Genomic DNA, 24,488 nt, shown 5'->3' on the forward strand with positions numbered 1-24,488 from the left:
AACAAGGTTACACGTGCCAGCATGATTGGCATTGCTCTTTTGCGCGAGTTTCCTGGAATCATTTTTGAATTCCAAGGCGCTTTCGCAGTCGTACATCTGCGACGTGGAGCAACATAATTATTATTACGTTATTGACCATTTGGACTTAAGACATGTCACTACCACACGTAATCCTTACTGTTCTTAGCACTCGCGATGCGACTGGCTATGACATTACTAAGGAATTTTCTGCGAGCATCGGTTACTTCTGGAAAGCAAGCCACCAGCAAGTTTATCGTGAGCTAAACAAAATGGCGGACAAAGAACTGGTTACTTGCAAACTTGAACCCCAAGAAGGTAAACCAGATCGTAAAGTTTATTCAATCACTGACTCAGGCCGTAGCGCGTTAGGCGAATGGTTTGAACAACCAACGGTACACCCTACTGTACGTGATGAATTCTCAGCGAAGCTAGCGGCCTGTGCGGTACAACCATCAGCTGCATTCCGCATTCAACTTGAAGAGTTGATCGAAGAGTCGAAAAAGCTTGTTGCGCACTACCGTGAAATTGAAGCGGCCTACTACGCTACACCAAACACATTAGACAAACACGCTCGCCTTGAGCGTCTAACACTGCGCCGTAACCTACTTGCTCGTCAAGCATGGTTAGAATGGGCAGAAGAAGCGCTGTCTGAATTAGAAGCGTTAGCGTAAAACAAGTAGACAAGCTAGGGTCGCTATCGACCTAGTTTAGTTCTTGAGTTCAAAAAAGCGTCAGGAGTATTGTAATACACCTGACGCTTTTTTGTTTTAATTGAGGAAGTCTTAAGAAATCACTAAACCTGAGGACGTACACCTAATGTATGGCATAGTGCGTAAGTCATTTCAGCACGGTTTAGCGTGTAGAAATGGAAGTCCTTTACCCCTTCACGACTCAATACACGAACCATATCAATCGCCTGACTCGCACCGACTAACTGGCGAGTCACTGGGTCGTCATCTAAACCTTCAAACTGCTTTTGCATCCAACCTGGTACTTTTACCTTGTTCATGCCAGCAAAGCGTGACGCCTGCTTAAAGTTTGAAACTGGTAGGATACCTGGAACAATTTCCACATCGATACCAGCGGCCACACAACGGTCGCGGAAACGCAGGTAACTTTCTACATCAAAGAAGAACTGAGTAATCGCTCGGTTTGCACCTGCATCCACTTTGCGCTTTAGGTTCAGTAGATCTGCTTGAGCACTCTTCGCTTCTGGATGTACTTCTGGGAAAGCCGCTACCGAAATATCGAAATCATGACGCGACTTTAGCAGTTCGACCAGATCAGAGGCATACATATCCGGTTGGCCACCACCTGCTGGGATATCACCACGTAGCGCAACGATGTTCTTGATACCATTGCTCCAATAATCCTCAGCAATATCAATAAGCTCATCACGAGACGCATCAATACAAGTCAGGTGCGGCGCTGCGACAAGTCCGGTCTCTGATTTAATTTCTTTGATAATTGAGTGAGTACGGTCGCGCTCGCCAGAGTTCGCTCCATAGGTCACAGAAACAAACTTAGGTTGCAGCGTTTTAAGACGGTGAACAGACTTCCAAAGGGTTTCTTCCATTGTTGGCGTGCTCGGTGGAAAGAACTCAAATGAAACGTTGATATTGTCAGAAAGCTCAGCAATATTCTGGTTCAAAGCATCGATGTGTCCAGCGTGTGTGTATCCCATGGTTCTCTCCCTAAATACCAAGGTTGGTTATCCCATCCAACCTTAGATAAAACCTGTCTGTCTATATCTGAATTTTATGTTTTGACGTTTAGACGTCTATATGTCTACAGAATGAAATGAATGGCATTTAAAGTCAATAGAGTCATTATGAATTTTTTTCATGTGCTTAGTTAAGGAAACTAAAGCAGCGTCACGCGTTTCAGGAGATCTTCACTTTCAAGAAAGTAACGAGTGCTGGGGTAAGGGCATAAAGCAAAAGCAACAAATAAAAAGGCTAGCGGTTATCGCTAGCCTAGAGATAGAACTAATTTAAAACCAACAACTTGTTGTGCGCTAGAAGAAACTCGACATTAGATTTAAATCCGACTGAATCGCACCGGCAGTTACTTCACGTCCCGCTCCCGGGCCACGAATTACTAGTGGGTTATCTTTATACCACTTACTTTCGATAGCAAAGATATTGTCACACGGCAGCAGATTGGCAAGTGCATGCTCTTTAGACAAAGCTTCAATACCGACACGAGCTTTACCTTGGCGATCAAGACGCGCCACATAACGCAGCACTTTATCTTCACGCTGCGCCTTCTCTAGACGTTCTTGTAGGATTTCACTCAGTAGCTCTGCCTTTTCAAAAAAGCCATCTAGAGACAACTCCTTCAGCTCCTCCGGAACCAGTGACTCCACCGCTACTGCATCAGGCTCAATATCTAACCCAGATTCACGAGCAAGAATAACCAACTTACGCATCACATCTGAGCCATCCAGATCGGCGCGAGGATCTGGTTCGGTCAAACCTTGTTGCCAAGCCAAATCCACCAGCTCACTGAAAGGCACGCTGCCATCAAATTGCTGGAACAACCAAGATAACGTCCCAGAAAAAATACCGGACAGCGCCACAATATCGTCACCGCTTTCACGCAAATCGCGCACTGTATGGTTAATTGGTAACCCTGCACCTACCGTCGCGTTATACAGCCAGTGACGCCCCGTCTTCGAGAATGCATCTTGTACTGCGTGATAACTAACACTTGGTGCAGAACCCGCTACTTTGTTGGCCGAGATTAAATGCATGCCATTTTCCGCAATGCTCTGATACCGCTCGGCTAATGCAGGACTCGCCGTCACATCAAGAACAACAACTTCATCGTAACCTTGAAGATTAGCAAGCTGCTGTAACCAAACATCGCCTTGGTACGCCACGGCTTCATCCGCGTAACGCTCTAGCACGGTTTGCTCATTAATGCCTTGCTCATCAAGCCAATACGTTTGGCTATCCACCACGGCAACTAAGTTAAAACTCATTCCACGGCGCTTTTCTAGCTCGCTTTTCTGCTCTTTAAACAGCGCCAGCCAACTAGAGCCAATATTACCCTTGCCACATAAGGAGACAGCAACACGTTTTTGAGCTTGGAACAGCTGGGTGTGCACGGACTTAAGCAGAGGTTGAATGTCAGACTTTCTCAACACAGCAGCAAGACTTAACTTGGATTCTGCTTCCGAGAAAAACTCTACTGGCGCATGTTTAAGCTGCTGATAAAAACCAAAACAGTGGTTGGCATTCTTAGTCACACCAGCCCCTACAGCTGCCAGCATAGAATACCCTTCTCTTAGCTTAATCTCCGCTTCAATAGCTAGGTCTTGCAACTCATTGAGTGCCCCTGACGCAATTTCTGCAGTATAAGCAAGGCGCAAACGTGCTTGGTCAGACTGCGCTTCAAACGCTAGCGGCTCAAGCTGTGCTCGCTTCAAACCATTCAGCACTTCGTTTTGCGCGCGAGCAAAGTCATGACCACTGGCGAATGCGAGGTCAATCAATAGCACTTCATCTAACGAGGTAATGATCTTAGCACCGCGCCCAGACGCCAGCACTCGTTCTATACGCGTAGAGCCTGACTCTGGTTGATAACTGCAACGTAAGTTCAAATCCATAACACTTTGCGCCACAGGTTGAAGCGTACGGCTATGTAGCACAGGGGCGGCCAAGCGAGCCAACTCACTAGCTTCATCCAGCCTTAATAACGGTAGAAGACAGGCATCGCTCACCACACGAGGGTCAGCACTATAAACCCCTGCAACATCACTCCAAATTGTCACGCAAGAGACTTCGGCAAGTGCTCCAATCACCGTCGCCGAATAGTCAGAACCATTTCGCCCTAACAAAACCGTTTCACCTTCATCGCTTTGCGCCATGAAACCGGTAATCACAATACGATGATGGGCATGCTGAGCTAACACATCTTTAATCAAGGCATAAGACTTCGCACGATCGACTTCCGGCTGCGTGCCAAATTCTGCTCGTAAGAAAGCGCGAGCGTCTTGCGCCACCGCAGGTAAATCCGATTGACGTAAAAGCGCAGCCAGTAATCTAGAGGACCATACTTCACCGTGACCAAGAACGGCCGCACGCTGCGCCTCACTCAAGGGATAGCCCAGTTCACCTAAAGTACTGAACTCATCACTGAGCAGCGTTTTAAGCTGCTCTGCTTCATCACCTTGCAACAACTCATCAATGAGCTCGATTTGGAACTGTCTTAAAGACTGAAGGTGTTCATGAGCAATGCGACCATCTTTATTGAGTGCATCGAGAAACTCAATTAAACGGTTTGTGGTTTTGCCTGCAGCAGACACCACAATTAGATCTTCATTGTGTGAGTAATCTTTAAGAATGGAAACGACACGACGATAACACTCAGGATCCGCCAAGCTACTGCCGCCAAATTTATGTAGTTGCTTCTTCGCCGGAGCGGGTGTGGTACTCATAACTCAACTTATCCTTGGAACGTTTTCGCTTTATCAAATGCTTGCTGTAAATCGTCAATCAGATCAGAGGCATCTTCCAGCCCCACAGACAGACGCAGTAGTTGCTGAGAAACGCCCGCCTCTTCTAAGGCTGCTTCTCCCATAGCTCGGTGTGTCATAGAAGCGGGGTGACAAATCAAACTCTCGACACCACCTAGTGATTCAGCCAGTGAGAACAACTTGAGTTCACCCACAAAGTACTTCAACTGTTCAAAGCTTCCTGCAAACTCAAAGCTCAACATAGAGCCAAAACCTGACTGCTGTTTCTTGGCAATCTCATGTCCAGGATGTTCAGGCAAGCTTGGGTGATAAATCACTTTAACCAGTGACTGCTGTTTTAAGAACTCGAGAATATGTTGAGAGCTCTCTTCATGCACACGCATGCGAGCACCTAACGTACGAATACCACGCAGTGTCATATAACTATCAAACGGAGTCCCCGTTGCACCAATACAGTTGCCCCACCACGCAAGCTCTTCCGCGTGCTCTTCTGTTTTGGTGATCACAACGCCACCGATCACATCAGAGTGACCATTGATGTATTTGGTGGTTGAATGGATGACAAAGTCAGCGCCAAGCTCTAAAGGCTTTTGGTACACAGGTGTCAGAAAGGTATTATCAACCGCCACTAGCGCGCCGACTTGTTTGGCTTTCTCGCAAACAGCAGCGATATCGACGACACGAACCAACGGGTTGGACGGCGTCTCAAGTAAAATGAGTTTTGGTTTCGCTTCAAGTGCTGCATCTAACGCCGCCTCGTCGCTTTGGTCGACAAACTGAACTTTAAAATCGCCCTTTTGCGCACGAGTATTGAATAGTCGGTAACTACCGCCATAGCAGTCATGCGGAGCCACGATAGTGTCTTCAGGCCCTAAAAAAGCCGACGCCCACAGGTTTAGCGCAGACGTACCACAGTTAGTGACAACAGCTCCTTTACCAGATTCGAGTTCATACAACGCTTGCTCCAGCAAACCACGGTTTGGGTTTCCAGAGCGGGTATAGTCGTAAGTAGGCACTTCTCCAAACGCAGGGAAGCCATAGTTAGTAGAAAGGTAAATTGGCGGTACCACAGCATGGTGCTGGGTATCTGATTCGATACCAGTACGTACGGCTATTGTCGCTGGCTTCCGATTGCTCATAGAAACTTCCTTTATCAAATCGCATTGGGCTGATGGGCTGTTATTCAGTGTCTACTTTTGTCAGTGAATATGGAACCAACAAAAGTGGCAAACATTAAAAAATTAACATTGCGTTAAAATGAATGTCCACTTTACTTTCCATTTTGTGAGACGTCAACACTTCTAGACGTCTATATGTCTTTGCTTATGGCAGTAAATCCCGCTAAAATTGCAGCATTCTTATTACTACTACTTATGATTAACAGAGCGAAGGTGTGCAATGGCAGATTGGAACGGCGAATACATTAGCCCATACGCGGAGCACGGAAAAAAAAGCGAACAAGTAAAAAAGATCACGGTGTCTATTCCGTTGAAGGTGCTAAAGGTATTGACTGATGAACGTACTCGTCGCCAAATCAATAACTTACGCCACGCAACCAATAGTGAACTATTGTGCGAAGCCTTCCTACACGCCTACACTGGTCAACCGCTTCCAACCGACGAAGACTTGAGAAAAGACCGTCCAGACGACATCCCAACAGAAGCTAAAGAGCTGATGACAGCAATGGGAATTGAGTTTGAAGCGTTCGATGAAGAGTAAATTCTGACGTAGAATGAAAAAAGACGGCATTTATGCCGTCTTTTTTGTTTGCTCGAGTATGAGAAATTAAGCCATATAATTTTCTGGCATCTCAATTCGCGCAACACCGGAATCGACTGCAGCTTGAGCAACCGCCTTGGCTACACGTGGCAGCAAACGTGGATCCATTGGTTTTGGAATGATGTACTCCTTGCCAAAAGTAAGTGACTCTACACCAGCCGCTTTTAGCACCTCTTGTGGTACTTCTTCTTTGGCAAGCTCACGAATCGCCTCAACCGCAGCTAGCTTCATTTCGTCATTAATTTCACTTGCACGTACATCAAGCGCACCGCGGAAGATAAATGGGAAGCACAGGACATTGTTTACTTGGTTAGGGTAGTCAGAGCGCCCTGTGCCCATAATCAGGTCATCACGTACGTCATGAGCAAGCTCAGGTTTGATTTCTGGATCTGGGTTTGAGCAGGCAAACACGATTGGCTTATCCGCCATCAGTTTCAAAGCTTCTGGTTCAAGTAAATCAGGGCCCGATACACCTAGGAACAAATCTGCACCTTCAATGACGTCTTCTAAGGTACGCATGTCGGTGTTGTTAGCAAATAGCTCTTTATACTCGTTCAAATCGTCACGGCGAGTATGAATCACACCTTTACGGTCAAGCATGTAGATCTTCTCACGCATCGCGCCACATTTAATCAATAGCTCCATACACGCGATAGCTGCTGCACCAGCACCAAGACATACAATGCGCGCTTCTTTCAAATCTTTACCTTGAAGTTCAATCGCGTTTAGCATACCTGCTGCCGTTACAATCGCAGTGCCGTGCTGGTCATCGTGAAACACTGGCACATCACAGCGTTCAATCAGACGACGTTCAATCTCAAAACAGTCTGGGGCTTTAATATCTTCTAGGTTGATACCACCGAAGGTATCAGAGATGTTAGCTACCGTATCAACAAACTCATCAATCGTGCGATGTTTCACTTCGATATCAATAGAGTCTAGACCAGCAAAACGCTTGAACAGTAGCGCTTTACCTTCCATAACAGGTTTCGACGCCAGTGGGCCTAAGTTACCTAGCCCCAAAATCGCAGTACCGTTAGAGATGACCGCAACCATGTTGCCTTTGGCTGTGTACTTATAAACATTTTCAGAGTTTTGTGCGATTTCACGCACTGGCTCAGCCACACCAGGGCTGTATGCAAGGGCGAGGTCAGCTGCTGAGTCAGCAGACTTAGTCAGAGCAATTTCAATTTTTCCAGGGACGGGGTTGGCATGATAATCAAGCGCTTGTTGGCGAAATTCGTCGATTTGTTGGTCATCGGACATGGTGGCAATCCTGCTTATTCTACGAGTATTAAAGACTGAATGTGTGAGTATAAACCGCTTTGTAATTATTAGCTTTGCTTCTAAAGGGTTACAGACTCAACAGAGTGGACAACACGAATGGGGATACTGACGCATGGTCTGTGTGACAGCGGTTCGTCACTCTGATTTATTAATACTACGCTAGATAGTTAGAATTTTGAATGGATTGTATACAGAATTGTTTTATTTTTGCCTCAAAACAAAAAGGACGCCGAAGCGTCCTTTTCTAGAATCTGCAAAAGTAAGATTACTTCTTGCTAGATAGAGCACCGAAACGCTTGTTGAAGCGATCAACACGGCCGCCTGTATCAACGATACGTTGCTTACCAGTGTAGAATGGGTGGCACTTGTCACATACGTCTAGGTGGATAGAATCTTTACCTAGAGTAGAGTTGAATTCGAATGTGTTGCCGCAAGAGCAAGTTGCTGTTACTGCTTTGTATTCTGGGTGGATACCAGCTTTCATGGGGAAACCTCAAAGTTTAGGCCGTGTCGCCATCCGATTCTAAGCCGGACACCACACGTAGTTTAATAAAAGACTTATGATATCGCTGTTACTGCAATAAATGTAGAACAAGCCATACCATCAAGGCGCAGTATAGTAATGAATAGTGCCTTTAGGATCAACTAAAATTGCCACTTTTTTCGCCACCTTTAGGTGGATTGACTCAGTTTATTCAATTAACGGTTTCTCCTAACGGACATAGCTAGGTAGAATGGCGCTCTCTTTGAACAATACCGATTCCACTATGCGCCCAAACGTAGCTCGTGTTGCACTGCCAGTGCCACTGGATAAACAGTTCGATTATCTAGTCCCAACGCACCTTTTCCCTGTGGTGGGCGGCCGAGTATCTGTGCCTTTTGGACGCCAGACCTTAGTTGGTATTGTCACTCAATTCAGCCACCAATCAGACTTCCCTATTGATCAGCTCAAGCCCATCAAAGCGGCACTTGATACCAGCCCAGTCTGGCCAAAGCCACTGTTCGAGCTAATCTCTTGGTGTAGCCAATACTATCAACACCCATTGGGCGACACGTTAAACAACGCTCTACCCTCGTCATTGCGCAAAGGAAAGCCTGCAGAGTTTGCTGCTACCGTTGAGTGGCGTATTACAGAAGCAGGCAAGAATCAGCTCATGGCTGGGTTTGGACGAGCTGTGCAACAAGCAAAAGTCATGCATATGCTGGAGTCTGGCCCTTGTGCTCATCAGGCGTTCATTGATAATGAAGTCAGCTCTAGTGTCTTAAAAACACTGACTGAGAAAGGCTGGATTGAATCGCATGAGAAGCAAGCCCCTACTCCACGTTGGCCAGAAACGATGACCAACCCACCGACAGAGCTGAGGCTGAATGCTGAACAAGCTGTAGCGATCGCGTCAGTAAATAGCCAAACCGAATTCGGCTGCTACCTGCTAGAAGGGGTGACAGGTTCGGGGAAAACCGAAGTTTATCTGCAAATGATCGCCCCAGTACTTGAGCGCGGCCAGCAAGCGCTTGTCTTAGTGCCAGAGATTGGTTTAACACCACAAACCATTAACCGCTTTAAAAAGCGTTTCAACGTGCCTATTGAAGTAATTCACTCAGGGCTTAACGATACCGAACGGTTGAATGCATGGTTGAGTGCTCGTGATAAAGTCGCGGGTATTGTTATTGGCACACGCTCGGCGTTACTCACACCATTTGCTGATCTCGGCATTATTATTGTCGATGAAGAACACGACACATCATATAAGCAGCAAGATAGCCTGCGTTACCACGCTCGTGACGTCGCCGTCATGCGTGCCAATAAAGAACAGATTCCAATTGTACTTGGTTCTGCAACACCATCGATAGAAACTCTACAAAACGCGCTGAGTGGTAAGTACCATCATTTGATATTGAGCCAACGCGCAGGTCTTGCAGTGCCAACGACCAACAAGGTTATTGATGTCAAAGGGCAATACTTAGAAGCAGACTTGTCCGCTCCCCTTATTGCTGAGATACGTCGCCACTTAGAGTTGGGTAATCAGGTAATGCTGTTTCTTAACCGTCGAGGTTTCAGCCCAGCGTTGATGTGTCATGAATGCGGATGGACCGCTGAGTGCCGTCGCTGCGACGCCTACTACACCTACCATCAATCCAGTAATGAGATTCGCTGCCACCACTGTGGCTCACAGCGACCCACTATCCACCAGTGTGAAAGCTGTGGCTCCAATCAGCTTGTTACAGTTGGTGTGGGTACCGAGCAGCTTGCAGCACAGCTTGAAAGTCTGTTCCCTGATTTTAATACCATTCGAATTGATAGAGACAGCACTCGTCGTAAAGGCAGCCTTGAGAGTGCGCTTGAGGCGATTAAAAAGAATGAATACCAAATACTGATTGGTACGCAAATGCTCGCCAAAGGTCACCACTTCCCGAACGTGACCTTGGTGGCATTATTAGATGTCGACGGCTCGCTATACAGCAGCGATTTCAGAGCGTCAGAAAGACTGGCACAGCTCTTCATCCAAGTGGCTGGCCGCGCGGGCCGAGCAAGTAAACCCGGTGAAGTGCTACTGCAAACGCACCATCCCGACCATCCTCTACTGCAATCATTGCTGCATAAAGACTATCGTCATTTTGCAGAAACCGTGATTGAAGAGCGCAAATTGGCCATGCTACCACCGTTTAGCTTTCTCACTTTGATTCGTGCCGAAGCCAACAACAGCAATGACGTTGAAGCGTTTTTGCGTCAAGTGAGACATTCACTCGAAGCGCATCCATTATTTGATCATCAGTCGCTGGTGTTAGGTCCTACACCAGCACCTATTGCTAAGCGAGCAGGGAAAGCGAGATGGCAATTGATGCTTCAGGTGCCTACGCGTCCATTGATGCAGAAAATCGTCACCAGCGCTAAACCCGTCATCGCGCAACTGCCACTCGCAAAGAAAGTTCGCTGGTCGATGGATATCGAGCCACAAGATCTCAGTTAAACGGTAAGAATTGATTAATTTCAAAACTATAACTAGCTCTAGTTGTGATAAGCTTCACAATTGCAATGCAAAATATGTTAATCAGCCCGTAACTTTCCGTAGATAAATGAATAATATTTATTAATAGTTCATCATTAAAGCAAACGTTTCATTCGCGCTATTTATTAGATAAATGAAACATTTAACCAAGTTATAACCCGTTAGATTGCATAATAAAACATAATAAGTCGCAGTCTAATTAGTCACACTGAAAATAAGAGGACTCACGTTTATGGCGACAATGAAGGATGTTGCCCAGCTTGCAGGCGTCTCAACGGCTACGGTATCAAGAGCATTGATGAATCCCGAGAAGGTCTCATCATCTACTCGAAAGCGAGTCGAAGATGCCGTTCTCGAAGCTGGCTATTCTCCTAATTCTCTGGCGCGTAACTTACGTAGGAATGAATCCAAGACGATCGTTACCATAGTGCCAGACATCTGTGACCCGTACTTTTCGGAAATCATTCGTGGTATCGAAGATGCGGCAATGGAACATGGGTATTTGGTTCTACTAGGAGATAGCGGACAATCGAAAAAGCGTGAAACCTCGTTTGTGAACTTGGTCTTCACTAAGCAAGCGGATGGCATGCTTTTACTCGGCACCGACTTGCCTTTTGATATCAGTAAGCCAGAACAGAAAAACTTACCTCCCATCGTTATGGCCTGTGAGTTTGCCCCTGAACTTGAGCTCCCTACCGTTCATATCGACAACCTGACCTCAGCCTTTGAAGCAGTAAACTATTTGTCGCAATTGGGACATAAGCGTATCGCACAGATTTCAGGACCTGACACCGCATTTTTATGCCGCTTTAGACAGCAAGGTTACCAGCAAGCGTTGCGAAGAGCCGGACTGCAAATGAACCCTGCGTACACGGTGAAAGGTGACTTTACCTTTGAAGCGGGTGCACGTTTGATTCGCAGCCTACTTGCCCTGCCGGAGCCTCCAACAGCTATTTTCTGTCATAACGACATCATGGCCATTGGCGCGATGCAAGAAGCGAAGAAACTGGGACTGCGAGTTCCTCAAGATCTTTCCGTAGTTGGTTTCGATGACATTCAGTTCGCTCAGTATTGCGATCCTCCGCTTACCACAGTCTCACAACCTCGTTATGAGATTGGCCGCCAAGCCATGTACATGATGTTAGAAGTACTGAAAGGCGCCGATGTTCGAGCGGGATCGAGGTTACTTGATACTGAACTTGTGATCCGCGACAGTGCTGCTCCTCCAAGAATCCTATAGTTAGCACGATACTGACTTGCAACTTGACCTTGTGGTATTTACCATGAGGTCAGTTATTTAATTCAATTTAGAACCTATCTTCGTGGCAAACCGAGACTATGTAAGGCGTGGCAAAGGCACCAGTCGCCGACCAGCAAAAAAGAAACCTTCCGGCAAAAAACCATGGCGCAGTGGGCTATTGGCGATCGTGCTCGCGGGCGTTTTTGGCTATGGTCTTTACACATTAAGTAATGACCCAGAGCCACCAAAACCAACACCATCAGCGACAAAGCCAGTCACCAAGCCAAAGCCTAAACCGGCTAAGCCAATTCCACCTCCGCCAGAAGAGAAGTGGGACTATGTCGATACCCTGCCGCAACGCGAAGTTGAAGTAAAAGCCAAAGAGCAAGTGGTTTCGAAGATTCCGTACATCATGCAGTGTGGCGCCTATAAAACCATGGCTCAAGCCGAAGCACGTAAGCTTGATATTGCCTTCCAAGGGCTCTCAAGTACTATTCGCAAGAAAGAAGGCAGCAGTTGGTTCCGAGTGGTTCTAGGCCCTTACCCACTCAAACGTGACGCTGAGCGAGATAAACACAAACTGCAACGCGCCAAAATAGAGCCGTGTGCGATTTGGAAGGATTCGCAGTAGCTTACTCCTAAACGCGAATTTCCTGCCCCCTGTAAAAGCAGGGGGCTATTTCCGCAACGCAACAAGCCTCTAGAAGATTCCTGTATGCACAGGTGAACAACCATCGGAATAACAAAACCTATAAAAACAATTCTCCCTCAGGATAACCCCACTTCCCCTTGAAATCCCTTTTCCTCGTCCACATATCCCTTTCATAACCGAATTGAAACCAATATGAGGCAAACGTCGTGACTACTATTGTATCTGTACGCCGAAATAACAAAGTCGTGATCGCTGGTGATGGACAAGTATCCCTAGGCAACACTGTAATGAAAGGGAACGCTCGCAAGGTTCGTAGACTTTATAATAACCAAGTATTGGCAGGCTTCGCTGGCGGTACGGCTGACGCGTTTACTCTTTTTGAGCGCTTTGAAAGCAAGCTGCAAATGCACCAAGGCCACCTAACTAAGGCCGCAGTTGAGCTGGCGAAAGATTGGCGTAGTGATCGTGCGCTGCGTAAGCTGGAGGCGTTATTGGCCGTGGCTGATGAAACTGCATCACTGATCATCACTGGTAACGGCGATGTTGTTCAGCCAGAAAACGACCTTATCGCTATTGGCTCAGGCGGCAACTTTGCTCAAGCAGCAGCAACAGCATTACTTGAAAATACCGATTTAGATGCACGTGAAATCGCAGAGAAATCCCTGAAAATCGCTGGCGATATCTGTGTCTTCACCAACCATTATCACACTGTTGAAGAACTAGAAAGCGACGCGAAATAACGTCCAAAAAACAAAATAGTGTCTGAATTTTTGTAAGGAATTAATTATGTCTGAGATGACTCCACGCGAGATTGTTCACGAACTAAACCGCCATATTATCGGTCAAGATAAAGCAAAACGTTCAGTGGCGATTGCACTACGTAACCGCTGGCGTCGTATGCAGCTTGAAGAGAGCTTGCGTGCGGAAGTATCACCGAAAAACATTCTAATGATCGGTCCAACGGGCGTCGGTAAAACCGAAATCGCTCGCCGTCTAGCTAAGCTTGCTAACGCACCGTTCATCAAAGTAGAAGCAACTAAGTTCACCGAAGTGGGCTATGTGGGCAAAGAAGTTGAAACCATTATTCGTGACCTTACTGACGTCGCGATTAAGATGACACATCAACAAGCGATGGAAAAAGTCACCTTCCGCGCTGAAGAGCAAGCCGAAGAGCGCATTCTTGATGCCCTACTTCCACCAGCTCGTGACGCTTGGGGCCAAAACGAACAGCAAGATGAGAGCTCTTCTAACACTCGTCAGATTTTCCGCAAGAAACTGCGCGAAGGTAAGCTAGACGATAAAGAGATCGACATCGAAACAGCAGCTCCACAAATGGGCGTTGAAATCATGGCACCTCCTGGTATGGAAGAAATGACCAACCAGCTGCAAAGCATGTTCCAAAACCTAGGTGGCGATACTAAGAAAAAGCGCAAGCTGAAAATTAAAGATGCCTTCAAAGCACTCACTGAAGAAGAAGCCGCTAAACTGGTAAACCAAGAAGAGCTTAAAGAGCAAGCGATCTATAACGTTGAGAACAACGGTATCGTGTTTATCGATGAGATCGACAAAATCTGTAAGCGTGGCGAAGCCTCAGGCCCTGATGTGTCTCGTGAAGGCGTACAGCGTGATCTACTGCCTCTGATCGAAGGCAGCACAGTATCAACTAAACATGGCATGGTTAAAACTGATCATATCCTGTTTATCACATCTGGTGCATTCCAAGTGGCGAAGCCATCGGACTTGATCCCTGAGCTGCAAGGTCGTCTGCCAATTCGCGTAGAGCTTGAAGCACTGAGCAGCGATGACTTCAAACGAATCCTAACCGAGCCAAAAGCATCACTAACCGAACAATACATTGCTCTAATGAAGACTGAAGAAGTTGATGTCGAGTTCACTGAAGACGGCATTCAACAAATCGCCGATGCAGCATGGACAGTCAACGAAACTACCGAAAATATCGGTGCTCGTCGTCTACATACTGTAATGGAGCGTTTGATGGATGAGATTTCATTTGATGCTACAGATAAACCAGGTTCAAAGCTCACCATTGATTCAGGCTACGTGAAATCAAAACTAGGTGAGTTTGTAGAAGACGAAGATTTAAGTCGCTTTATTCTGTAGATTTAAGCAATCTTAAGTTTGATGAGGTGTCATCTCCAAAAAGGCGGTGACACCTTTTTTTGTGCTACATTTCCCGTATACTAAAACGAACTGAAATTAGAATGCTTGGCTATGAATCAATCTGTTCGTATTTGGCTCGATGCAGCCAGACCTAAAACACTACCACTCGCTTTAGTCTCCATTATCACAGGCAGTGCACTCGCTTTCTCTACTGGCAACATGTCTTGGAGTGTCGCTTTACTTGCTCTGCTTACCGCGACCCTGCTGCAGATTCTCTCTAACCTAGCCAATGATTATGGCGATGCCGTCAAAGGCACCGACAACGACAACCGTTTAGGTCCAATGCGTGCAATACAATCAGGCGAAGTGTCACAGCAAGAGATGAAGAAAGCCATCGTGCTGAATATCATTTTGACTGTGATTGCAGGACTAGGTTTAGTCTTTCATGCGCTGGATTCAATGCAAAACATTTTAGCGTTTATCGGACTCGGCGTATTAGCCATCATCGCTGCCATTGCCTATACCGTCGGTAATAAGCCCTACGGCTACGTAGGACTAGGCGACATTTCAGTATTTATCTTCTTTGGCCTGCTTGGTGTCTCAGGTACCTACTTTTTACACACTGGCCATATCGACTCTCTACTCTTCTTACCAGCTGTCGGCTGTGGATTACTCGCGGTTGCCGTACTTAACGTCAACAACATGCGTGACATCGAAAATGATAGCGCCTGCGGTAAGCGTACTGTTGCGGTGAGACTGGGTGAGCACAACGCTAAGGTTTACCACTTCACACTGTTATTATGCGCAGTCATCGCCTTTGCGGCTTATCTCGTTCTACAACAATCACCTTTGTGGATCAGCCTGCCTTTTGTCATCAGTCTTATTGTTGTCATCAAACACGGTAGAGCGGTTTGGCACGCAACACAGCCTGCGCAAATTGCCCCTATGATGCCGATCGTGGTGAAGTGTTCATTAGTCACTAATATCCTGTTTTCAGGAGTGGTTATAGCTCAAACTCTGATGACTTAATTGAGCCTTGTCATTGCATTGACCTATTCACCCGATATACTCGATTTATACCTTTTGTAAACTGCAAAGAAGAGTCGCCATGGAATACAGTACTTCAGCCCTATGTGATATCTACCTAGACCAGGTAGACGTTGTTGAGCCAATGTTTAGTAACTTTGGTGGCCGAGCCTCATTTGCAGGTCAAATCACTTCGGTAAAATGTTTTGAAGACAACGGCGTTATCCGCGAAATTTTAGAGCAAGATGGTGTAGGTCGAATTCTACTTATCGATGGTGGTGGTTCACTGCGTAAAGCTCTTATCGATGCAGAGATCGCTCAACTGGCAGAAGATAACGAATGGGAAGGCATCATCGTTTACGGCTGCGTGCGCGAAGTTGATGAACTGGAAGACATGAACCTTGGTATCCAAGCCCTTGCTTCTATTCCTGTGGGTGCAGCTCAATCCAATGTTGGTGAAGTAGATGTGCCAGTTAACTTTGGCGGTGTGACCTTCTTACCGGAAGATTATGTGTATGCCGATAACACTGGGGTGATTCTTTCTCAAGAGCCGCTTGATGTGAATTTTGAGGATGAAGAGGCGGTTGAATAACTGTCATAGTACTTATCAGAATTGTGCTCGCTGAGGCAAGGCCCCTGCCTGCGCAGGGATGACGGCAGGGTTTCTTTACGCCCAACAGTGGTAAATAACAGACATAAAAAAACGAGAACTCTAGGTTCTCGTTTTTTATTCAAATCAGTAACAGTTAGTCATTACCAAATAAGTCGCGCGTATACACTTTGTCGGCAACGTCAGCTAACTCAGGCAACATACGATTCGAGATAATCAAATCGGCTTCTTGCTTAAACGCATCGACATCTTGAATCACGCGAGAGTGGAAGAAGTGCTCTTCTTTCAGCACTGGCTCATAAACAATGACTTCAATACCTTTCGCCTTCAGACGCTTCATAATGCCCTGAATACTTGACGCTCGAAAATTATCTGAACCTGACTTCATGATAAGACGATACACGCCAACAACCTTAGGCTCACGCTTCAAGATAGATTCCGCAATAAAGTCTTTACGAGTACGGTTAGCATCAACGATTGCACCAATGATGTTATTTGGCACTTCTTGGTAATTAGCAAGCAGCTGCTTAGTATCTTTTGGTAAACAGTAACCACCATAGCCAAAAGATGGGTTGCAGTAGTGGCCACCTATACGTGGATCCAGCGCAACTCCTTCGATGATTTGGCGAGTATCCAATCCAAGCGCTTCAGCATAAGAATCTAACTCATTGAAGTATGCAACGCGCATTGCAAGGTAGGTGTTTGAGAACAGTTTCACCGCTTCAGCTTCAGTTGAATCAGTGAATAGCACATCAATATTCTCTTTTTGAGCCCCTTCCACCAATAGATCAGCGAACACTTTTGCCCGTTCACTGCGCTCACCGATAATAATGCGAGACGGATTCAGGTTGTCATAAAGGGCGCTACCTTCACGTAAAAACTCTGGAGAGAAGAACACGTTCTCAGTACCCAGCTCTTCACGAACACGCGCACTGTAACCAACAGGTACGGTGGACTTGATAACAATGACAGCATCAGGGTTAATCGCCATCACATCTTTAATCACCGCTTCAACAGAACTGGTATTAAAGTAGTTGGTTTGTGGGTCATAATCTGTCGGAGTAGAAACAATCACATAGTCCGCACCAGAATACGCTAACTCTTTGTCCAGAGTAGCCGTAAAGTTTAAGTCATCACGCTTCAAAAACGCTTCAATTTCACTATCAACAATCGGCGATTGCCCATTGCACAGCATGTCCACTTTTTCTGCGTTAATATCAACCGCTACTACCTCATGATTCTGAGCTAGCAACATCGCATTTGATAGGCCGACATAGCCTGTTCCTGCAACCGCTATTTTCATAGTTTCATCTTACAAATTGATTATCATTTTAGCTGGTTATCTAAGGCGTCATAATTTATGTGTACACACTTAGTCAAATCACCAGTTTCTCTAGCCTTGTATTATTGACAGCGAGCGCTAAGCAATCAAGTAACACTTTGTCTCACCTGTTATTTAGGCGCGCTTGGCTAACGTATACGATCTCCAGCACCCTTCCCAATGGCTGTCGCGATAATTAGCCTAAAGTACTGAGATAGTGAGTGGTTGCTTATCATTCTCGCATCTACTTGCGCTAACTTTTTCGGCTCAGACATATCGATGCCATTTACCTGAGCCAACCCAGTAATGCCTGGCAGTACTTTATCCACACCTAACTCGCGTCTCTCTTCAATGAGTTCTTCTTGATTAAACAAACAAGGCCTAGGGCCTACAAAACTCATTTCACCTCTAAGCACATTAACCAGTTGAGGCAACTCATCAAGCTTAGTTTTTCGAAGAACAGACCCCAACTTAGTGACCGATTGAGCATCTACCATATGCGTCGCTACCGATTGTGTTGATACCACCATCGTTCGGAATTTGTACAAGGTAAAAGCTTTTCCTTCTTTACCAACTCGCGTCTGGCTGAATATCGGAGAATCACTATCCATTCGGCCAACAAGATAGACAACAAGCATCACTGGCCATAAGAGACATAGCCCTGTTATTGCAAATACAAAATCTAAAAGTCGTGTTAAAGGGGTGTTCATTGCGCTTCGCTATCCTTTACTAATTTTAATATACCTTGCTTAAAAGAATATGGAGGGGTCCAGTTCAAAGTCTGCTTTGCATGGCTGATGTCAAACTGAAGGTTACCAAACATTCGTTCAGCAATATTCTTCTTCCCTAGTACTTTAAGCAAACCACCTAGAATAGAGGTGGGAATAGGGAGCAGCTTGATACGATTTTCATAGGCATTCGCTAACTCTTTTATCAGCTCAGTGGTAGAGACATCATCATCATCCGAGACCAAAAATGTCTGATTGGCTGCTGAAGGGTGCTCAAGACAACAACAAATAATATCAATCAAATTTTCAAGGGAGATAAGGCTCCGCTGATTATCGATGGCTCCGAATGGCAAAGGTAGAGCAGTTTGACTCAATTTCATTAAAGCAGCAAAGTTCGCTTTGACTCCGGATCCATAGACCAAAGGTGGACGTATGATAACAATTTCCATACCGGTATCTTCCGCAAGTCCTGCTAGCGCAACCTCTGCTTCATACTTACTAATCGCGTATGGGTCAATAGGAGACTTGACAACACACTCCGTCATCGGGTGTCCTAGCTCACTGCGTTCGCCATTCACTTTAGCAGTGCTGATGAATATGAATCGCTTTACACCTGCGGCTGCGGCTTGTTGAGCCAGTCTAATTGTCGCATGTGTGTTCACTTCCCTATATTCGTTTATCGGACTCTGAACCGTATCATTCAGAATATGTGCTCGAGCAGCGCAATGAACAAGCACTTCTACTTGTTGTTCACGTAAAGCTTTCGCTACTTCAAACGAGGTTGATAGATCAATTTCGATTGTATCGTTAGCACAACCCTTTCGTGTCATTGGAACTGGAGTATACTTAGGAGATTGCTTTAACGTCCTCACCAGAGCTTTACCCAGAAAGCCAGAAGCTCCAGTAACCGCGATGTTATTCACACTAATTACGCTCATTGTCTACTTTGCTGTGTATTATGCCTCAAAATCACAAAATTGCTTAGCTAAGTCCTCATTCTCGTGAACTTAACTGCCTTTGTGAACCACTTCGTACTTCTATCTAGCGCCCTAGCCGCTATCATCTAGCTAGTTTAACCAACAGCAGGTAGAATATAGGAAAACATCATAAAAAATTCGTCAACAGCTAGGTTTATCATGCTATTTCACACGCCTTTCGATTTTCTTCTCTCTGCGGACAGAAAATTAAAGCGAACAATAACAATAACATACGATATTATTGCCATTGCACTATCTTTGTATTTGGCGATCGCATTACGCCTCAACGTGTATATTTTTGAGTTACATGTTCCCGAAGTTCTGAGCCTTGTAAGTACTATCGTTGTTACCATCGTCTGCTTTATAAACTTAGGCATGTACCGTGCGGTATTACGCTATATGATGTTACCGGCTCTAAGTACCATTTTCTTTGCTGTTTTTCTCTCAGCAATGACTCTCGCTCTCTCTGGTTTCTTTTTTCACACCTTTATTCCAAGAAGTGTTCCTTTTATCTATGCGGGCTTAGCTATTTTGACTCTTGGCGGACCACGGGTACTCATTCGTTCTGTGTACTATCAAGTCTACAAACGGAAAAAGCCCAACGTCTTCATCTACGGCGCAGGATCTGCAGGCCGAGATCTTGCGAGTGCACTAATCCAGGGTACTGAATTTCACCCAGTAGCTCTTCTTGATGATGACCCAGAAAAAGTTGGGCAGATATTTTACGGCGTGCGTGTTTACCACAGCTCTGACTTTGATGATTTAAAAGGGCTATATAGTCCAGTAAAAGTACTATTAGCTGTTAATAACATAGGAACAGGTGAGCGCTTAAGATTACTCGAAAAGGTATCGCACTGGCCGGTAGAGATATTATCCGTTCCATCGGTTGAAGATATAGCGATGGGGAAAGCAGACTCGACAGAGGTCAAGGATTTGGATATCGCGGACCTGCTTGGTCGTGAAGCTGTTGAGCCTGACATGACACTTATGGCAAAGAACATTGAGGGGGCCAATGTCATGGTAACAGGCGCTGGAGGCTCAATTGGCTCGGAGCTTTGCCGCCAAATTCTTCGCCTGAAACCTCGTTCATTAGTTATATTTGAGCTTAACGAATACAACTTGTATAAGATTGATCAAGAACTAAATAATATCAAAGAACGTTTAAACCTCGATGTAGCTATTATTTCAGTATTAGGGTCAGTTCAACGCCAGAATCGTTTAGAAAAAACCATGTTAGCTAACAAGGTAAATACCGTTTTTCACGCAGCTGCCTATAAACATGTACCACTTGTCGAGAGCAATATTGTTGAGGGGGTGCGTAACAACGTATTTGGTACCTTATATTGCGCTCAAGCAGCGATTAACTGCAATGTGCGAAATTTTACCCTGATCTCTACTGATAAAGCGGTTAGACCAACAAACGTCATGGGAGCAACAAAGCGTATGGCTGAGTTGGTCCTACAAGCACTCGCTGACAAACAGCATGATACCACCTTCACTATGGTGCGCTTTGGCAATGTACTAGGCTCATCCGGATCTGTTGTTCCATTGTTCAAACAACAAATTCGCAAAGGTGGACCTGTTACAGTGACTCACCCAGACATTATTCGTTACTTTATGTTGATTCCAGAAGCAGCACAATTAGTAATTCAAGCTGGCGCTATGGGTCACAATGGGCAAGTATTTGTCTTAGACATGGGAGAACCTGTTAAAATTCTGGATCTCGCTAAGCGGATGATACACTTGATGGGCATGAGAGAGCACATTGATGAATGCGGTCAGGAAGGCGACATCACTATTAAATTTACTGGTTTACGTCCTGGAGAAAAGCTCTATGAAGAACTGTTAATTGGTAACAATGTAGAAGGTAGTGGCCACAAAAAAATCATGACGGCCAAGGAAGAGATGCTTATCTGGCCTCATATGGAACCGCTCTTATCAGAGCTTGATACTTGCTGTCATAATTTTGATGAAGAATGTATCATACACATCCTCTTAGATGCGCCGACTGGATTTACCCCAAACAAAGAACCCGCTAATTGAGAACCAAATGAAAGTACTACATGTTTACCGCACCTGCTACCCTGAAACCAAAGGAGGCCTAGAACAGGCCATCCGTTATATTTGCAAAGGAAGTAGTGAGCAGGGTATTAACAATACAATTCTCACATTAGGTGCAGAAAATAAAGAATATGACTTTGAAGGCTCCAGAATTATCGTCGTAAAAAAAGATTGGGAGCTGTCTTCTAATGGGTTCTCATTTAAGCTAATCAAACGCTTTCGCGAGTTGAGCCGCTCACACGATATCATCCACTACCAGTACCCTTGGCCTACGGGTGATCTTCTCAGTCTATTTGCATACAAAAGACCATCTTTAGTTAGCTATCAGTCCGATATCGTGAAGCAAAAAGTGCTTAAGAGAATTTACCAACCACTAGAGCAATTCTTTTTATCTCGGGTCGACCGAATAGTCGCCAGCTCCCCTCAATATGCCAGTACAAGCAAGAACCTAATCAAGCATAGCGACAGAGTGGATGTGATCCCTCTCGCCATTGATGAAAGTACCTATCCGAAAGTTGATAAGGATAAACTGGCAGCGTGGGAAGCTGACGTGGGGCAAGGATTCTTCTTGTTTGTCGGCGTGCTTCGATACTATAAAGGTCTTCAATACTTACTGGAAGCCGCGAAGAAGAATGGCCTATCAGTTGTTATTGCAGGCGATGGTCCAGAAAGAAAGCGTTTAGAGAGTTACATCACCGCTAATAAGCTGACAAACGTAAAGATGGTGGGGTTTATTTCCGAAGAAGACAAAGTCGCACTTCACACCTTGTCTAAAGCGTTCATTTTCCCTTCTCATTTGCGCTCCGAAGCTTTCGGAATATCGCTAGTCGAAGCGCAAATGTTTGGCAAACCAATCATTAGTGCCGATATCAACACTGGCTCTTCGTATGTAAATATCAACGGAGAAACTGGAATTACCGTTCCTCCAGCTGATAGTCAAGCACTGGCAGAAGCTATGAACAGCCTAGATAACGCTCAAGATAAAACTGTTAGTTACGGTATAAATGCAAGACAAAGATATGAAACCGAGTTTACAAATGAACGTTATGCAGACAGCTATATAGAATTATACAAGCAATTGTTCACTAAATAACCTTAAGCTATTTATCAAGTCGTTCAATCGTCTGGAGTAAATCATCAACTGTGTTTGTCCAAGTAAATTGAGCGACTCTAATATTGCCCTTGTCAACAAGCTGTTCTCGTAGCAACGGATTTTCTATTAACTTAAGAAGTCCGGAACTGATTGCCTCTATGGATGTAGGCTCTACCAACAATGCGCCATCACCGGCTACCTCTTTGGTTGCCCCGCAGTTGGATGTAAGCACTGGAGCCCCAGAGGCCATAGCTTCGACAACAGGTAGCCCAAAACCTTCGTAGAGAGAAGGATAAGCGAAAACCATTGCTGACGCATACAATTGCTTTAACTCTCTGTCAGACACATACCCTGTAAACTTGATTTGTCCTGAAGCCACAAGTGCTCTTGCCGAATCAAGCATTGCCTCATTTTTCCAACCGCTATCCCCAACCAGAACCAAAGGCGATTGTTCTCGAGTAAGAGCAGGCAGCGATTTGTAGGCTTCAATTAATCTCGTCAGATTCTTTCTCGGCTCTAACGTACAAACACTGAGAATATAGGATTTGCTGTTAAGATTAAGTCTATCTAACAACGATGAAGAGTCTTCAGTGTGCTGAGACCCAAACCCTTCATCAACACCAAGGTATAGTGTAGATGTCTTGCCAATGCTCTCAGCGTAATGTTGATTGAGTTCGTCTAAAATGAAATCTGAGTCAACGACGAGATGATCGGACTTAGCGATAGTGCTAGATAAGCTACTCTGTAAGTACTCAACTCTACTTCTAGGGTGAAACTCCGGGTGAGTAACAAATGACAAATCGTGTATTGTGGTCACGGTTTTTCCGGCATACTCAAAAGGTATAAAGCTGGGTTCAAAATAGACGTAGTTACTCTCAGCCAACATCTTTAATTTTGGCCGCAACTTGATAGTAAGCAACAGTTTTTTCAACTGATAACTACCTGGAATTCCCCGGGCAATACCCACTAGTTTACGCTTTAATCCACTGCCGCTCTTGGTTTTAACTAAACCTGCTAGCTCGAAGTCATGAATAAATTTCGCCGTCTGTTCTGAGTTGAGGTACCGCCCTTCATGAATTGACACCACCTCAACTGGTCTCGTCAAAAGCTCCTTAACGATATTGAGTGTGTAGTAACCAATACCTGTTAGTGGTCGTTTTATCGGAGATAGATTGATAAGAACTTTAGTCTGCATGATACATATCAGCCAGTGTCTTCTCGATCTTGATCGAAGGCGCTTTGCCGGTTAATGACATTAACTTCGTATTATCACCACCTAGCACTTTAATTTCGTTGGCTCGAACAAAATCAGGGTTGACTCGTACTTTAATTTTGTAGCCAGCGATTTCTTCCATCATGGAGATAATCGCCTGCAATGAAGTCACCTGCCCGGAACACAAGTTGACGATCTCAGACTGAGCATTAGACTCTAATAGGTTTGCGTAGGCCAAAGCAATATCACGAACATCGCTAAAGTCCCGAGAAACATCAGTATTACCCAACTCAATTTCAGGAGCATTTCTCTTGAAATGAGAAACGATTTTAGGGATCAAGAAGTGTTCTGCTTGACCAGGGCCCGTATAGTTGAATGGTCGAGTGATGATCATTGGATATTCACTAAACCACAGCTTCGCCATATGCTCCATGGCTAACTTACTCATGGCATAATGATTGACAGGTGAAGGTGAGACAGCCTCAGAAATACACTCTACATCTTCAGGATTTCCATAGATATTCGCGCTGCTCGCAAAAACGACTTTCTCCAATTGAAGCCCAAGTTCTTTCGCTGCTTCTAGAAGGTTCAGGGCACCAAACACATTAACATCATAAAACGCTTTTTGATCAGCGTGACCAACAAAGGACAGCGCAGCTAGATGGATTATATAGTTGGGTTGCACTTGTTCCAAACACGCTATCACCGCCTCACGATCCGTGAGGTCACAAGCCACTTGGTCTTGATTGGCATTTCGATAAACAAGCCCGACGACAGAATAACCTCTTGAGATTAATTCCTGTTCTACATACTTGCCCGTAAAACCATCCACACCCGTCAACAAAACTTTCTTCATATCCATCATCCC

Annotated in this window: 21 protein-coding genes; 11 read left to right on the forward strand and 10 right to left on the reverse strand. The window is 45.3% G+C overall.

Annotation, left to right across the window (positions count from 1 at the left end; all coding sequences use genetic code 11):
• Positions 1 to 152 precede the first annotated feature (152 nt).
• Positions 153 to 692 (forward strand): PadR family transcriptional regulator, encoded by a 540-nt coding sequence (locus HOP38_RS14975; RefSeq protein WP_006071159.1) that lies wholly within the window; start codon positions 153 to 155, stop codon positions 690 to 692.
• 122 nt (positions 693 to 814) lie between these two features.
• On the opposite strand, the gene metF is transcribed toward HOP38_RS14975, so the two are convergent.
• From metF to HOP38_RS14990, 3 genes are all read right to left on the reverse strand, one after another.
• Positions 815 to 1,705: a methylenetetrahydrofolate reductase gene (metF, locus tag HOP38_RS14980; protein WP_006071160.1), complete on the reverse strand. Its 891-nt coding sequence runs from the start codon at positions 1,703 to 1,705 to the stop codon at positions 815 to 817.
• A gap of 333 nt (positions 1,706 to 2,038) precedes the next feature.
• Positions 2,039 to 4,465, reverse strand: coding sequence for a bifunctional aspartate kinase/homoserine dehydrogenase II (locus tag HOP38_RS14985; protein WP_198558386.1), 2,427 nt, complete (start codon positions 4,463 to 4,465; stop codon positions 2,039 to 2,041).
• An 8-nt stretch (positions 4,466 to 4,473) separates the two neighbouring features.
• Positions 4,474 to 5,643: an O-succinylhomoserine (thiol)-lyase gene (locus HOP38_RS14990; protein WP_038230975.1), complete on the reverse strand. Its 1,170-nt coding sequence runs from the start codon at positions 5,641 to 5,643 to the stop codon at positions 4,474 to 4,476.
• Positions 5,644 to 5,902: 259 nt separating this feature from the next.
• On the opposite strand from HOP38_RS14990, the gene metJ reads away from it, so the two are divergent.
• Entirely contained in the window at positions 5,903 to 6,223 is a 321-nt protein-coding gene (metJ, locus tag HOP38_RS14995) for a met regulon transcriptional regulator MetJ (protein ID WP_006071165.1), read from the forward strand.
• Between the two features lie 66 nt (positions 6,224 to 6,289).
• Here metJ and HOP38_RS15000 read toward each other — a convergent pair whose 3' ends face one another.
• Positions 6,290 to 7,549, reverse strand: a complete 1,260-nt coding sequence (locus tag HOP38_RS15000; RefSeq protein WP_006071167.1) for a malic enzyme-like NAD(P)-binding protein — start codon at positions 7,547 to 7,549, stop codon at positions 6,290 to 6,292.
• 286 nt (positions 7,550 to 7,835) lie between these two features.
• Positions 7,836 to 8,054: a 50S ribosomal protein L31 gene (gene rpmE, locus HOP38_RS15005; protein ID WP_006071169.1), complete on the reverse strand. Its 219-nt coding sequence runs from the start codon at positions 8,052 to 8,054 to the stop codon at positions 7,836 to 7,838.
• Between the two features lie 283 nt (positions 8,055 to 8,337).
• Here rpmE and priA point away from each other — a divergent pair, with 283 nt between their 5' ends.
• From priA to rraA, 7 genes are all read left to right on the forward strand, one after another.
• On the forward strand, positions 8,338 to 10,539 hold the full coding sequence (gene priA / locus HOP38_RS15010) for a primosomal protein N' (RefSeq protein ID WP_198558455.1): 2,202 nt from the start codon (positions 8,338 to 8,340) through the stop codon (positions 10,537 to 10,539).
• A gap of 271 nt (positions 10,540 to 10,810) precedes the next feature.
• Positions 10,811 to 11,818 carry a DNA-binding transcriptional regulator CytR gene (gene cytR / locus HOP38_RS15015; protein ID WP_006071173.1) on the forward strand — a complete coding sequence of 336 codons (1,008 nt, stop codon included), beginning with the start codon at positions 10,811 to 10,813 and terminating at the stop codon, positions 11,816 to 11,818.
• An 82-nt stretch (positions 11,819 to 11,900) separates the two neighbouring features.
• Positions 11,901 to 12,449, forward strand: coding sequence for an SPOR domain-containing protein (locus tag HOP38_RS15020; protein ID WP_198558387.1), 549 nt, complete (start codon positions 11,901 to 11,903; stop codon positions 12,447 to 12,449).
• 227 nt (positions 12,450 to 12,676) lie between these two features.
• Positions 12,677 to 13,210, forward strand: coding sequence for an ATP-dependent protease subunit HslV (hslV, locus tag HOP38_RS15025; protein WP_006071177.1), 534 nt, complete (start codon positions 12,677 to 12,679; stop codon positions 13,208 to 13,210).
• Between the two features lie 46 nt (positions 13,211 to 13,256).
• Entirely contained in the window at positions 13,257 to 14,591 is a 1,335-nt protein-coding gene (gene hslU / locus HOP38_RS15030; protein WP_124940370.1) for an HslU--HslV peptidase ATPase subunit, read from the forward strand.
• 111 nt (positions 14,592 to 14,702) lie between these two features.
• Positions 14,703 to 15,620: a 1,4-dihydroxy-2-naphthoate polyprenyltransferase gene (locus HOP38_RS15035; RefSeq protein ID WP_198558388.1), complete on the forward strand. Its 918-nt coding sequence runs from the start codon at positions 14,703 to 14,705 to the stop codon at positions 15,618 to 15,620.
• A 79-nt stretch (positions 15,621 to 15,699) separates the two neighbouring features.
• Positions 15,700 to 16,209, forward strand: a complete 510-nt coding sequence (gene rraA / locus HOP38_RS15040; protein WP_198558389.1) for a ribonuclease E activity regulator RraA — start codon at positions 15,700 to 15,702, stop codon at positions 16,207 to 16,209.
• A gap of 154 nt (positions 16,210 to 16,363) precedes the next feature.
• Here rraA and HOP38_RS15045 read toward each other — a convergent pair whose 3' ends face one another.
• The 3 genes from HOP38_RS15045 to HOP38_RS15055 form a co-directional block, all read right to left on the reverse strand.
• Positions 16,364 to 17,530 carry a nucleotide sugar dehydrogenase gene (locus HOP38_RS15045; protein ID WP_063603926.1) on the reverse strand — a complete coding sequence of 389 codons (1,167 nt, stop codon included), beginning with the start codon at positions 17,528 to 17,530 and terminating at the stop codon, positions 16,364 to 16,366.
• Positions 17,531 to 17,697: 167 nt separating this feature from the next.
• Positions 17,698 to 18,258 carry a sugar transferase gene (locus tag HOP38_RS15050; protein WP_198558390.1) on the reverse strand — a complete coding sequence of 187 codons (561 nt, stop codon included), beginning with the start codon at positions 18,256 to 18,258 and terminating at the stop codon, positions 17,698 to 17,700.
• Positions 18,255 to 19,214: an NAD-dependent epimerase/dehydratase family protein gene (locus tag HOP38_RS15055; RefSeq protein ID WP_198558391.1), complete on the reverse strand. Its 960-nt coding sequence runs from the start codon at positions 19,212 to 19,214 to the stop codon at positions 18,255 to 18,257. The genes HOP38_RS15050 and HOP38_RS15055 overlap by 4 nt, the downstream gene beginning before the upstream one ends.
• 198 nt (positions 19,215 to 19,412) lie before the next feature.
• On the opposite strand from HOP38_RS15055, the gene HOP38_RS15060 reads away from it, so the two are divergent.
• Both HOP38_RS15060 and HOP38_RS15065 read left to right on the forward strand, forming a co-directional pair.
• Positions 19,413 to 21,296, forward strand: a complete 1,884-nt coding sequence (locus HOP38_RS15060; protein ID WP_198558392.1) for a nucleoside-diphosphate sugar epimerase/dehydratase — start codon at positions 19,413 to 19,415, stop codon at positions 21,294 to 21,296.
• A gap of 7 nt (positions 21,297 to 21,303) precedes the next feature.
• Positions 21,304 to 22,407: a glycosyltransferase family 4 protein gene (locus tag HOP38_RS15065; protein WP_198558393.1), complete on the forward strand. Its 1,104-nt coding sequence runs from the start codon at positions 21,304 to 21,306 to the stop codon at positions 22,405 to 22,407.
• 7 nt (positions 22,408 to 22,414) lie between these two features.
• Here HOP38_RS15065 and HOP38_RS15070 read toward each other — a convergent pair whose 3' ends face one another.
• Together HOP38_RS15070 and HOP38_RS15075 are read right to left on the reverse strand one after the other, a co-directional pair.
• Positions 22,415 to 23,602, reverse strand: coding sequence for a glycosyltransferase family 4 protein (locus HOP38_RS15070; RefSeq protein ID WP_198558394.1), 1,188 nt, complete (start codon positions 23,600 to 23,602; stop codon positions 22,415 to 22,417).
• Positions 23,592 to 24,476: a GDP-mannose 4,6-dehydratase gene (locus HOP38_RS15075; protein WP_198558395.1), complete on the reverse strand. Its 885-nt coding sequence runs from the start codon at positions 24,474 to 24,476 to the stop codon at positions 23,592 to 23,594. Before HOP38_RS15075 ends, HOP38_RS15070 begins: the two co-directional genes overlap by 11 nt.
• Positions 24,477 to 24,488 lie beyond the last annotated feature (12 nt).

Origin of the sequence: Vibrio mediterranei (assembly GCF_013364395.1) — a bacterium.
Classification (GTDB): Bacteria; Pseudomonadota; Gammaproteobacteria; order Enterobacterales; family Vibrionaceae; genus Vibrio; species Vibrio mediterranei.